An 11,435-nucleotide genomic window follows, 5' to 3' on the forward strand; every position below is an offset into this window, starting at 1 on the left:
AGGCCTATCGATGCGCACCCCTGTCTTACTATTGTTGACAACGACACTGGCTTTGTCGGCCTGCCAATCTCGATGGAATCCATCCAATTGGTGGGGCAAAGACCGCGAAAGTCAGGTGCAAACGGAAACCAACGCGTTGATTCCGGAGAAGACTGAGGACGGTCGGTCGTTCTTTCAAAGTCAGGAAACCGCCGAATACAGGGGCCTCCCGATCGACAAGGTCACGTCGGTGGAAGTTCACAAAGTGACGGAAGGCCGCTTGATCATGGCCGTGGGCGTGTCCTCTGTGCACGGGACGTCGGATATCCGCCTCATTGTACCAAACGAAAACGCTTTTGAGGGTGGTGTCTTGACGTTGGACTTGATGGGACGTCCGCCACTTGAACCTGTCATTGGCGGCTCTGACCAATCCCGAGAAGTCACCACAGCCGTCGTTTTGACAGAACAGGAGATGGCTGGCGTGCGCACAATCCGGGTAAAAGCGTTAACCAATAGCTTGGACCGTCGCGCCCGCTAAAAGGCCCAAGTATAGACCGCCATTGATGAGAGTATAGGCGGATTTGGTAGGCCCGGCAGGACTTGAACCCGCAACCAAAGCGTTATGAGCGCTCTGCTCTAACCAATTGAGCTACAGGCCCGCCATGTGCTTGGTTATGAAATGCCGTCACTGGCGTCAAGCGGTCAGTTTGCCCTCTACCACTTTGAACTCAGCTTGTCGGCGCAGATCCACCAATTTCGACACGAAGGCCTTGATCACCAAATCAATTTTTGATCCCGGAACGGTTTTGGTGGGCGAAATTGCGAAGACATCTTTGCTTGGCGCTTCGTAGCCAGGCAACACCACCTCATAAGTGCCGTCATCCAACTCCTTCTGGATCAACATGCGGGCCGCGCGCGTATAGCCCATGCCAGATCGGACGGCGCTAAGGATGATTTCGGGATCATCTGCCGTAAAACCAACCCGAATTGGTGCCTGATAAGACAGCCCGTCTTTTTGCACATCAAAGAACCCTGCGGTCTTGTCTTCATGGTGTTGAATAAACTTCAAACGTTTCATGTCTTCAGGTGAATCTGGCCGCCCCTGTTTGTCCAAATAGTTGGGGGTTGCAAAAAACACGGTCTCCAACGACGCGATCTTGCGCCCATATCCAGATGTTTCTCCCAGGCGACCGGCGCGAATGGCCAAATCAAAACCTTCGCGCACCACGTCCACCAATCGGTCTTCCATTCGCAGGACGATATCAAGATCCGGGTGCGCTTGGCCCAACTCAATCAGCACCGGACCAAAGACAACACGACCAAGGAAGTTGCCGGTGTTGATCCGAATGGTGCCGGTGACATCTGTGCCCAATGCCTCAAGTTCCGCCAGCATGAGCCCGTGGCGCTCCAAAAGCTTTTGCGCGTGTTCTTGCACCAAAACCCCTGCCCGCGTGGCTGACACACCTTGTGGCGAGCGATGTAAAAGCTGCTGGCCAATATGTGTCTCCAGCTGCCTGATTTGCTGACTGACGGCGGATTGTGAAATGCCGCGCTGCAGTCCCGCTCCGGAGAGGCTCCCCTCATTGAGGGCGCTCACAAAAGTCTCCATCAACCCAAGTCTGTCCATGCTATAAGCACTCCTTATGCCCTGTATCATCATGACATCGGTACAACCCGCAAAATATCAAGCCTAGATAGCGTTTACCAGCAGTTGCTGGGTAAAAAATGCTTCAGGGATATTGGAGACCCTTATGTCGATGAACCGCAGAAACTTCCTTATTGCCGCCGCGGCCACCCCCGCATTGGCCGCCGCCCCACCGCCAGTATTGGCATCTTCCCCCACCACAAAACCCTTTCAAGGCACGTACCGTTTCACGGTTGGCGAAGCGACAGTAACCGCGCTTCTGGATGGCTACCTTGATGCAGCGCCGCAGATGATCCCAGGTTTTGATGAGGCTGGTGTCACTGCATCTTTGGACAAGGCTCAACAGAAACTGCATCCCGGCGGTGTGCGCATTCCCGTCAATGCTTTCCTGGTGGAGCTCAACGGTCAGCGCATTTTGATCGATGCAGGCACGTCGTCGTTTTTGGGTGAGACGCTGGGGGATTTGAGCAAGGCACTTGATGCCATCAGTGTGTCCGCCGACTCCATTGATATGATTGCCCTCACCCATATTCACCCAGATCACTCAGGCGGGCTCATTGACTCCAATGGTGTAGCGGTGTTTGCAAATGCACAGATCGCGGTGGGTCAAACCGAATATGGCTTCTGGCATGACGATGCTATCATGGCGAGCGTTCCAGAGAGTTCCCGCGGCTTTTTCCAAATTGCCCGCAACACCGTTGCGCCTTATGCGGATCGTATGATCATGCACAGCGGTGAACAGGATGTTCTTCCCGGCCTGACCAGCCTCCCCCTGCCCGGCCACACGCCGGGTCATGCAGGTTACCTTTTGCAATCTGGTGGTGAACAGCTCCTGTTCTGGGGCGACCTTGTGCACATGACCGCGCTGCAATTTGACAACCCAAACCTGACCATCGCCTTTGACACTGACGCCAAGCAAACGGTTGAAACTCGCCTTGGCATGTTTGATCGGGCGGTTGCCGACAACCTGTTGGTCACTGGCGCGCACCTCGATTTTCCTGGACTCGGCAAAGTGCGCAATGCGGGTGACGGCTACGTTTACCAGCCTGCGCCATGGCAATACGGCGCCTAAAACCACAGATGCACCGCCTGTTAACGCAGGCGGTGCATTCCCCTGTTTCAATCGCTGAGCCAATGCAGTAAGGACCACGCCAAGCATCGGATTGTAAGGACATACCCCATGAGCGACGGCAAAAACGGCATCACCTACGCAGATGCAGGTGTGGACATTGACGCAGGCAACGCCCTGGTGGAGCGCATCAAGCCCGCCGCCAAACGCACAAAGCGCTCCGGCGTAATGGCAGGCCTAGGTGGCTTTGGCGCATTGTTTGATCTCAAAGACGCAGGCTACACCGATCCAATCCTCGTCGGGGCGACCGATGGCGTAGGTACCAAGCTGCGCATCGCAATCGACACCGGTAACGTAGACGGCGTTGGTATTGACCTTGTTGCCATGTGCGTGAACGACCTGGTTTGCCAAGGCGCAGAACCGCTGTTCTTTCTCGACTATTTTGCCACCGGCAAACTGGAAACCGAAACCGCTGCCCGCATCATCGAAGGCATTGCCGAAGGATGCGTACAGTCAGGTTGTGCTCTGATTGGTGGCGAGACTGCAGAAATGCCCGGCATGTATGAGGCGGGTGATTTCGATCTCGCGGGCTTCTCTGTTGGCGCGATGGAGCGTGGCGCAGACTTGCCCGCAGGCGTAAAAGCGGGCGACGTGCTGCTTGGCCTCGCCTCCAACGGTGTGCACTCCAACGGTTACAGCCTTGTGCGCAAGCTGGTCGAGGTCTCCGGCCTGAAGTGGGACGACGCCTGCCCATGGGACGAGAGCCAAACTCTCGGCGCGGCCCTTCTGGCCCCAACCCGCCTTTACGTAAAACAGTGCCTCGCGGCTGTGCGCGCCGAAGGTGTGCATGCCTTGGCCCACATCACCGGCGGCGGCCTGACCGAAAACCTACCACGAGTGCTGCCCGAAGGCCTGTCTGGATCGATTGATCTGAACAGCTGGGATCTGCCACCTGTGTTCCAATGGTTGGCAAAAACCGGCAACATGGATGAAGCAGAACTGCTCAAAACGTTCAACTGCGGTGTTGGCATGATCCTGTCCGTGGAAGCTGATCAGGCGGAAGCCCTGACTGCTCTTCTGAAGGAGCAGGGTGAGACGGTATACACTCTTGGCACTGTTCAAGCTGGTGAAGGCGTGTCCTACACAGGCTCCCTCTTGTGAAAAAACGCGTCGCGATCTTCATATCGGGTGGCGGCTCCAACATGGTCCGCCTCCTGGAGGACATGGCTCTACCCGGTCACGCCGCAGAACCGGTATTGGTTCTGGCCAACAGCGCTGACGCAGGTGGCTTGGCCAAAGCGGCGGAGATGGGTGTCAAAGCCGTTTCCGTGGACCACCGACCTTACAAAGGTGACCGCCCGGCTTTCGAGGCCGCCCTGCAAGCGGAATTGGATCAGGTCCACCCCGATATCCTTTGTCTTGCAGGCTTCATGCGTGTTCTGACCGAGGGTTTTGTGGCCCCGTGGGAAGGCCGGATGCTCAACATCCACCCATCCCTGCTGCCCAAATACAAAGGCCTGCACACCCACGCGCGCGCGCTGGAAGCCGGTGACAAAGAGCATGGCTGTACGGTTCATCTCGTGACACCTGCACTTGACGACGGCCCTATCCTTGGCCAAGCGCGCATTGCAATTGAGGACGGCGACACGCCGGACTCGCTGGCGGCCCGCGTTTTGGTTCAGGAACACAAGCTCTACCCCGCTGTTTTGCGTCAGTTTGCGGCAGGAAATACCACACCCATCACTCTTTAAGAGTTGGTGAATTGATTTCCCCTAAGTTTCTGCGTAGTGCTGTGATCCACAGCTTCACAGAACTCACCAAGAAGACACGCTGCATATGAAAACCATCACGACGACCGAAGAGCTCGCGCAATTTTGCGAAATGGCGCGCCATGAGCCTTATGTGACCATCGACACGGAATTTCTGCGCGAGCGTACCTACTATTCCAAACTCTGTTTGGTGCAGATGGCCATGCCAGGTGACAGCAACGACAATGCGGTTCTTGTGGACCCGTTGGTGGACGGCCTATCGCTGGAGCCAATGTACGAATTGTTTCGCGACACCAGTGTTGTCAAAGTATTTCATGCCGCGCGTCAAGATTTGGAAATCTTCTTTGTCGAAGCTGGTGTTTTCCCGGATCCGCTGTTTGACACACAAGTTGCGGCCATGGTTTGTGGCTTTGGCGAACAGGCAGGCTATGAGACTTTGGTGCGTAAGATTGCCAAACAAAGTCTTGATAAGAGCTCCCGTTTTACAGATTGGTCGCGTCGTCCGCTGACCGATGCTCAGAAGACTTATGCCATTGGCGACGTGACGCACCTGCGTAAGATCTATGAGTTCCTGTCAGCGAAACTAGCAGAAACCAAGCGCGCCCATTGGGTGGAAGAAGAGCTGCAAATGCTCACCCGCCCGGAAACCTACATCATCGATCCGGAAAACGCCTGGAAGCGCGTGAAAACCCGCACCACATCTCCTAAGTTTCTCGCCATCGTTCGAGAACTTGCCAGGTTCCGTGAGACCCACGCACAAAGCCGCAACATCCCACGTAACCGCGTGTTCAAAGATGACGCATTGGTTGAGCTGGCGTCTACCAAACCCGCCAACATGAATGACCTCAGTCGTTCCCGCTTGCTGCTGCGCGAAGCCCGCAAAGGTGAGATTGCAGACGGCATTCTTGCCGCGATCAAAGCTGGCAAAGAGTGCCCTCAGGATGACATGCCGCGTCTGCCCAAACGGGACGACAAACTGCAAGTCAACCCTGCCCTTGCTGACCTTCTGCGCGTGCTGCTGAAAGCCAAGACCGAAAGCTCCAGTGTGGCACCCAAGCTGATTGCCTCCTCTGCAGATTTGGACACGCTTGCCTCCGGTGGTCGCGACGTTCAGGCCTTGCACGGTTGGCGTCACGAAGTGTTTGGTCAAGATGCGCTACGGCTGTGCGAAGGCAAAGTTGCGCTTGCCGCCAAAGGCAACAATATCAAAATTGTCTCTCTCTGACTTCATCGGTGCGCAGGAATGCGAGGAATGGCGGTAGGCGTGCAGAACGCCTCACGCTGCGCCGTTTGTAAACGTGGAGCATGTGGTGTCGAGGTCTCTTGGCCACCAACACATAACGGCGCTCTGAACAAATTTGAGACCTCAAAGTAGTCAGCTCGCAATCAGGTCTTCATGGCCTTCACAACGGCTTTGGCAATACTGGCCGCAAGGCCGGGCGCTATGCCGCCAAGCGGATTGGCTGCCATTGATTTTACTGCATCCACCGCAGACTTCGCCTCATCCGCAGCCTGACGAACTTCGGCTTCCAAATCCTCGATGGCCATATCACGCACTTCAGAAACCGCATTGATGTCTTCTTCGATGCCGGATTTTGAAGATGCCAACAGCACAAACAATCCTGCCAAAAGACAGTTTACGAGACCGACAATCAACGCCGCCGCAGCTGCAGTCATGATGTCTTCAAGCGCAAAAAATGCCGCCACATTCAGCATCACCAACCCAATTGCGGACACAACCAAAGCCATTGCCATTAGGCCAGTTTGGCGCCGAAGAACCGCCAGATGACGCTGGGCGATCAAACGTTCGGAACGCAGGATAATTGAAATGTTTCTTGAAATTCGGTTGCTCATAATCGGGGTCCTATTTCATTCGGCCAATGAGGTAGCCTACCGCCAATGCACCAAGTGCCAACAACAGCGGTTGCTTGTGTGGTATCTCTTCAAGATCCGCGAGGATTTCCTTGATATCGTTGTCAAAACTTCCGTTCACATCATCCGTAGCATCAGGCGTTGAACTTGTGGTGTTGGTCACCTCAACGAGACTTTCCGATTTTATGCCTGCATCGCGCGACGCCAACTCTGCACGCAACTGCGCAAGCTCGGCTTCCAATTCAGCTTTGGTTGCCATCAATCTGCCTTTCCTTGCAGTAAAACATCGTCGTGTCCCTTCATTTTGGACGCACCTTCACCAGCCTCCTGCTCATGTGCAGTGTCTCCATCAATATACCCATCCCCTGACATAAGGACCGCCAACGGCCGTGTCGCGGGGATATGACTCAGCACAATCATAATACACACGGTCAGCGGAACGCTCATCAACGCGCCTGGAACACCCCAAACCGCAGTCCAGAAGGTCAAGGAGAGGATCACAAGAAAGGGCGATAGGTTTAAGGTCCGCCCGGTTATTTTGGGCTCCAACACATTGCCGATTGTAAACTGCACCGCGCCACAGCCAAACACGACCACAAGGATTGGCAACGCACTATCAAACTGGACCAATGCAACAATAGTCGGCAGCACCACTCCCAAAATGGACCCAATTGTGGGAATAAAGTTCAGCATAAACGCCAAAACCGCCCAAGTCTCTGCAAAGTCCAACCCAACAGGCTTCATGAAAACATAACACCCGACAGCGGTGAGAATACTGACAAATGTCTTAATACTGACGTACCGCTGCAGGCTGTTGGACAAGCTGTCCGCGATGGTCAGCACTTTCTCATGCGTGTGTGAATCTGAAATGGCGAGTACCAGTTTCTGCCGCATTGGGGCGCGTTCTCCCATCAAAAACGCAACATACAAGATCACCAAAAACAGGGCACTCAGGAAGCCGCTGGCGGAGGACAAGGCGCCGGAGGCAAGGTTCGACAGGTTCATCTCCGCGACACCTGCCTTTGCGGCAGAAAAGGCATCGTCCCCAATCAGTGACGCAAACTGGCTGACAATATGGGCAAACCGGGCTTCATATCGCGGGAAGGCGTCATTTACAGCGGCCGCTTGGCTGGTCAGAATTGACAGAATGATTGCAATGCCAAATGCCACCGCGCCAAACGCCAACACATGCGCCAACCAATCCGGCGTTTTATGCCCAAACAATCGTACCGCCTTAAACCGGTCGATGATCGCAGATATCAATACAAACAGCAAAACCGCCAAAGACAACGGCACAAGCACCGAAGCGCCATACTTCAATCCGGCAATGCCAAAAAACAGACACAGAACCACTTGCGTTATGAGCATCATGCCGCGGCCAACCGGTTTCTTGTCACTTCCATCCATACCCACGACCCTCACTTAAAACGTGTACTTGCCGATCTAGACTGACCTTCCGCGATTTTCTTGGTCACGATCCACAAAATCATTCTCAAATCCGACACACTAACCCAAAGCGCCAAATGCCGCCTCAATCGACAATTCGACACCTGGCCAAATCAACCGAGCTTTCGCTCAAACAACGTCAGAAGATCTGGCACATGCCTTGCAACTGTCGCAGGTCTTATTGGGCAATCAACTGATTTTTCGCGGATTTTTCAATCCACCTGCAAAAACTGTGTTGCCCTGCCCATGGTACAAACCCAGACGTCTTTTCCTCAAGTCTTAACCGATCCGCACAAAATCGCCCCATTTCCGGCATCACCTCCGCAAGGTGATACGTAAAATCATCCCTACACCCGCTGGCCGTCTCCATATTTGGGAAAGGGAGTTGTGCTGGCATGACATTAAAGGAGGCACACAATGTCACAGTCCACAAAAGACCTGCCGCGTCAGCCGGAAAAACAGTCCAAGCCGGCGCCACCCAACACACCAATCTTCAGCGATTGGGCGATGATCTAATCACACCTTAGATCACAACAAAATGCTGCGGGCACCGCTTGCCCCTGCTTGGCCACGCGGTCTAATGTGCCGCCATGTCAGAGCCAATTTCCAGTATTCGCAACTTGGGCCCCGCCTATGAAGAGGCCTGCGGTCGCGCCGGTATCCATACTGCGGAAGAAGTCCGCACACTGGGCGCCGATGAGACTTATGCCCGTCTTCTCAAGACCGGCACCAAACCCCATTTCATTGGCTACTACGTTCTGGTGATGGGCCTTCAGGGCCGTCCGTGGAACGACTGCAAAGGCAAGGAAAAAGATGCCTTGCGGAAACGATTTGATGCGCTCAAAGCCAGTTCACATGACAAAGGCCGCTCTGATCTTGAAGCTGCGCTGAACATGATTGGCGTGATCGAAAAACGAAAAGCCTGACATCCGCCCAAAGAAAAACGCGAGAGGTTGCCCTCCCGCGTCTCAATTTCATCTTCCGTAAAGCGGTTGGGCTTAACCCACCAGCTCCAGACCGGAGAAGAAGTATGCGATTTCAATCGCAGCGGTTTCTGGTGCGTCGGAACCGTGTACGGAGTTTTCGCCAACAGATTCTGCAAACTCGGCGCGGATGGTGCCGGCGGCTGCGTCTGCTGGGTTGGTTGCGCCCATAACTTCGCGGTTTTTCGCGATGGCGCCTTCACCTTCCAGAACCTGAGCAACAATTGGCTCAGACGCCATGAATTCGCACAGTTCGTCGTAGAACGGACGCTCAGCGTGCACAGCGTAGAACACGCCAGCTTGCGCTTTGGTCAGGTGAATACGCTTCTGCGCAACAACGCGCAGGCCAGCTTCTTCAAACTTGGCGTTGATCGCGCCAGTCAGGTTGCGGCGTGTGGCATCAGGTTTGATGATCGAGAAGGTGCGTTCCAGAGCCATGTCTGTATCTCCATAAAGTGAGGGCCAGACACCACGTCCAGCCAATATTCGAATTGGCGCTGCGATACCACGCGTTGACGCACTTGAAAAGCGGTGATTGACGCCGCTGCAATTGTGCGCCAAACCCGCCCCATGCTTAAGATTTCAGACATCTCCTATTCCGTTGAAGGCCGCCCTCTGTTTGAGGAGGCCTCCGCCACCATTCCCACCGGCCACAAAGTGGGTCTGATTGGCCGCAATGGGGCTGGCAAAACCACCCTATTCCGCTTGATCCGAGGCGAGTTATCTCTTGAAGGCGGCGGCATCACCTTGCCCAATCGGGCGAAAATTGGTGGCGTGGCGCAAGAGGTGCCTTCCAACGAAGTCTCCTTGATTAACACCGTTTTGGCCGCGGACACGGAACGCGCATCGCTGATGGCAGAATCAGAAACGGCAACGGACTCAAACCGTATCGCTGAGATTCAAACCCGGCTGAGTGACATCGACGCCTGGAGTGCCGAAGCGCGTGCGGCCTCGATCCTCAAAGGACTTGGCTTTGATCACGAAGACCAGCAACAACCCTGCTCAGCTTTTTCCGGCGGTTGGCGCATGCGCGTGGCCTTGGCGGCCGTGTTGTTTTCGCAGCCCGACTACCTGCTGCTTGACGAGCCAACCAACTACCTCGACCTCGAAGGTGCGTTGTGGCTTGAGAATTACTTGGTCAAATACCCACACACGGTCCTGATCATTTCCCACGACCGTGAGCTTCTGAACCGTTCCGTGGGAGCCATCCTGCATTTGGATGAGCGCAAGCTGGCGTACTACACAGGCACCTATGATCAGTTCGCCAAGCAACGCGCGGAGCAGCGCGCGGTACAGGCCGCAGCGGCCAAGAAACAACAAGCCCACCGGGAGCACCTACAAGCTTTTGTCGATCGCTTTAAAGCTAAAGCGTCTAAGGCAAAGCAGGCGCAAAGCCGCGTAAAAATGCTGGAGAAGATGACCCCAATCACCGCGCCCGAAGATGCGGCGCGCGTGGTCTTCACCTTCCCCACTCCAGAAGAGCTGTCTCCTCCAATCATTGCCATCGAAGGTGGCTCTACTGGCTATGACGATACAGTGGTGCTCAAAAACCTGAACCTGCGCATCGATCAAGATGATCGCATCGCGTTGTTGGGCAAAAACGGCCAGGGTAAATCCACGTTGGCCAAACTTCTGTCCAGCCGGCTTGAGCCGATGGGTGGAAAATTCACAACGTCAACCAAACTGCGCATCGGGTTCTTTGCCCAACACCAGGTTGATGAGCTCTACGTTGATGAAACGCCAATTCAGCACTTGATGCGCGAGCGCCCCGCCGAGGGTCAGGCCCGCCTGCGCGCCCGCCTTGCCGGATTTGGTCTTGGCGCCGCGCAGGCCGAAACCGAGGTTGGTCGGCTGTCCGGTGGGCAGAAGGCGCGTCTGTCGTTGTTGCTGGCCACGCTGGATGCGCCACATCTGTTGATCCTCGACGAACCAACAAACCACCTGGACATCGAAAGCCGCGAGGCATTGGTTGAGGCACTCACCGCCTACACCGGCGCGGTCATTTTGGTCAGCCACGATATGCACTTGCTTACACTGGTCGCAGATCGCCTATGGCTGGTGAAGGATGGCACCGTTCAACCTTACGAAGAAGATCTGCAAGCCTACCGCAAGCTGTTGCTTACATCTGACAAACCTGCCGGATCCAAGTCAAAATCCAAGCCAAAACCAGCAGCAAAAAAAGCCAGCCGCGACGACATCCAAACACTGCGTTCTGAAGCGCGAAAATCTGAGCAGCGGGTTGTGAAGATCAACGAGATGGCTGACAAATTGGCCAAAAAGCTTGCAGATCCAACTCTCTACGAGGACGAAAAACTGGGGGAAATGGCGGTTTGGCAAAAGAAATACGCCGAAGTGCGTGATGCACAGGACCGCGCCGAAGAACTTTGGATGAAGGCGTTGGAAAAGCTGGAAAAAGCCGAAGGCTAAGCGTAGCGTCTGGCGAATATCTTACGGGAACTTACAGCGATCATGGATAGTGCAGCCTTCATTACGGCTTTTGTCACCCTCTTTGTAATTATCGACCCAATTGGACTGTTTCCAATTTTTGTGTCGTTGACTCAAGGCGTGCCGGAAAAGGAACGTCGTAGGATTGGCCTGCGGGCCTGTATTACAGCGTTTTTTCTGTTTGCTGTTTTTGCCTTCTTGGGTGAGGCAGTTTTGGGCGGCATTGG

Annotated in this window: 13 protein-coding genes and 1 tRNA gene; 8 read left to right on the top strand and 6 right to left on the bottom strand. The window is 54.8% G+C overall.

What is annotated here, in order from left to right; genetic code table 11:
- The first annotated feature begins 10 nt into the window (after positions 1-10).
- Entirely contained in the window at positions 11-517 is a 507-nt protein-coding gene (locus QZ517_RS00540; RefSeq protein ID WP_294220310.1) for a hypothetical protein, read from the top strand.
- A gap of 44 nt (positions 518-561) precedes the next feature.
- On the opposite strand, the gene QZ517_RS00545 is transcribed toward QZ517_RS00540, so the two are convergent.
- Both QZ517_RS00545 and QZ517_RS00550 read right to left on the bottom strand, forming a co-directional pair.
- Positions 562-638, bottom strand: a tRNA-Ile gene (locus tag QZ517_RS00545).
- A gap of 35 nt (positions 639-673) precedes the next feature.
- The gene (locus tag QZ517_RS00550) at positions 674-1,606 is read right to left on the bottom strand and encodes a LysR family transcriptional regulator (protein ID WP_294220312.1); all 933 of its coding nucleotides are present in this window, start codon (positions 1,604-1,606) and stop codon (positions 674-676) included.
- Positions 1,607-1,730: 124 nt separating this feature from the next.
- Between QZ517_RS00550 and QZ517_RS00555 the strand changes: the two genes are divergently transcribed.
- The 4 genes from QZ517_RS00555 to rnd all read left to right on the top strand — a co-directional run bounded on the left by QZ517_RS00555 (position 1,731) and on the right by rnd (position 5,687).
- Entirely contained in the window at positions 1,731-2,696 is a 966-nt protein-coding gene (locus tag QZ517_RS00555) for an MBL fold metallo-hydrolase (protein WP_294220315.1), read from the top strand.
- A gap of 108 nt (positions 2,697-2,804) precedes the next feature.
- On the top strand, positions 2,805-3,854 hold the full coding sequence (purM, locus tag QZ517_RS00560) for a phosphoribosylformylglycinamidine cyclo-ligase (protein WP_294220318.1): 1,050 nt from the start codon (positions 2,805-2,807) through the stop codon (positions 3,852-3,854).
- Complete coding sequence (purN, locus tag QZ517_RS00565) at positions 3,851-4,444, top strand: phosphoribosylglycinamide formyltransferase (protein WP_294220319.1); 594 nt, start codon at positions 3,851-3,853, stop codon at positions 4,442-4,444. The genes purM and purN overlap by 4 nt, the downstream gene beginning before the upstream one ends.
- Positions 4,445-4,529: 85 nt before the next feature.
- Positions 4,530-5,687 (top strand): ribonuclease D, encoded by a 1,158-nt coding sequence (gene rnd / locus QZ517_RS00570; protein WP_294220321.1) that lies wholly within the window; start codon positions 4,530-4,532, stop codon positions 5,685-5,687.
- 161 nt (positions 5,688-5,848) lie between these two features.
- Here the strand turns inward: rnd and QZ517_RS00575 are convergent, their stop codons facing one another.
- Genes QZ517_RS00575 through QZ517_RS00585 form a run of 3 tightly spaced genes read right to left on the bottom strand, consistent with a single transcriptional unit; the run spans position 5,849 to position 7,741 of the window.
- Positions 5,849-6,316 (bottom strand): phage holin family protein, encoded by a 468-nt coding sequence (locus QZ517_RS00575; RefSeq protein WP_294220325.1) that lies wholly within the window; start codon positions 6,314-6,316, stop codon positions 5,849-5,851.
- Between the two features lie 10 nt (positions 6,317-6,326).
- Positions 6,327-6,593 carry a hypothetical protein gene (locus tag QZ517_RS00580; RefSeq protein WP_294220328.1) on the bottom strand — a complete coding sequence of 89 codons (267 nt, stop codon included), beginning with the start codon at positions 6,591-6,593 and terminating at the stop codon, positions 6,327-6,329.
- Positions 6,593-7,741 (bottom strand): AI-2E family transporter, encoded by a 1,149-nt coding sequence (locus tag QZ517_RS00585; protein ID WP_294220331.1) that lies wholly within the window; start codon positions 7,739-7,741, stop codon positions 6,593-6,595. Before QZ517_RS00585 ends, QZ517_RS00580 begins: the two co-directional genes overlap by 1 nt.
- Before the next feature lie 629 nt (positions 7,742-8,370).
- Between QZ517_RS00585 and QZ517_RS00590 the strand changes: the two genes are divergently transcribed.
- Positions 8,371-8,706 carry a TfoX/Sxy family DNA transformation protein gene (locus QZ517_RS00590; protein WP_294220336.1) on the top strand — a complete coding sequence of 112 codons (336 nt, stop codon included), beginning with the start codon at positions 8,371-8,373 and terminating at the stop codon, positions 8,704-8,706.
- Between the two features lie 72 nt (positions 8,707-8,778).
- Here the strand turns inward: QZ517_RS00590 and ndk are convergent, their stop codons facing one another.
- Positions 8,779-9,201 (bottom strand): nucleoside-diphosphate kinase, encoded by a 423-nt coding sequence (gene ndk / locus QZ517_RS00595; protein WP_294220339.1) that lies wholly within the window; start codon positions 9,199-9,201, stop codon positions 8,779-8,781.
- A 132-nt stretch (positions 9,202-9,333) separates the two neighbouring features.
- Here ndk and QZ517_RS00600 point away from each other — a divergent pair, with 132 nt between their 5' ends.
- Positions 9,334-11,190, top strand: a complete 1,857-nt coding sequence (locus QZ517_RS00600) for an ABC-F family ATP-binding cassette domain-containing protein (protein ID WP_294220350.1) — start codon at positions 9,334-9,336, stop codon at positions 11,188-11,190.
- A gap of 42 nt (positions 11,191-11,232) precedes the next feature.
- A partial coding sequence (locus QZ517_RS00605; RefSeq protein ID WP_294220343.1) for a MarC family protein occupies positions 11,233-11,435 on the top strand: 203 nt, incomplete at its 3' end.

This window comes from uncultured Shimia sp., from assembly GCF_913054185.1.
In the GTDB taxonomy this organism is placed as follows: domain Bacteria; phylum Pseudomonadota; class Alphaproteobacteria; order Rhodobacterales; family Rhodobacteraceae; genus Shimia.

Excerpts from the sequence above, each read along its gene's own strand:
- QZ517_RS00550 (WP_294220312.1), bottom strand. The coding sequence starts at position 1,606 with ATGGACAGACTTGGGTTGATGGAGACTTTTGTGAGCGCCCTCAATGAG.
- QZ517_RS00585 (WP_294220331.1), bottom strand. The coding sequence starts at position 7,741 with ATGGATGGAAGTGACAAGAAACCGGTTGGCCGCGGCATGATGCTCATA.
- QZ517_RS00540 (WP_294220310.1), top strand. The coding sequence starts at position 11 with ATGCGCACCCCTGTCTTACTATTGTTGACAACGACACTGGCTTTGTCG.
- purM (WP_294220318.1), top strand. The coding sequence starts at position 2,805 with ATGAGCGACGGCAAAAACGGCATCACCTACGCAGATGCAGGTGTGGAC.
- QZ517_RS00575 (WP_294220325.1), bottom strand. The coding sequence starts at position 6,316 with ATGAGCAACCGAATTTCAAGAAACATTTCAATTATCCTGCGTTCCGAA.
- rnd (WP_294220321.1), top strand. The coding sequence starts at position 4,530 with ATGAAAACCATCACGACGACCGAAGAGCTCGCGCAATTTTGCGAAATG.
- QZ517_RS00590 (WP_294220336.1), top strand. The coding sequence starts at position 8,371 with ATGTCAGAGCCAATTTCCAGTATTCGCAACTTGGGCCCCGCCTATGAA.
- QZ517_RS00580 (WP_294220328.1), bottom strand. The coding sequence starts at position 6,593 with ATGGCAACCAAAGCTGAATTGGAAGCCGAGCTTGCGCAGTTGCGTGCA.
- ndk (WP_294220339.1), bottom strand. The coding sequence starts at position 9,201 with ATGGCTCTGGAACGCACCTTCTCGATCATCAAACCTGATGCCACACGC.
- QZ517_RS00600 (WP_294220350.1), top strand. The coding sequence starts at position 9,334 with ATGCTTAAGATTTCAGACATCTCCTATTCCGTTGAAGGCCGCCCTCTG.
- QZ517_RS00555 (WP_294220315.1), top strand. The coding sequence starts at position 1,731 with ATGTCGATGAACCGCAGAAACTTCCTTATTGCCGCCGCGGCCACCCCC.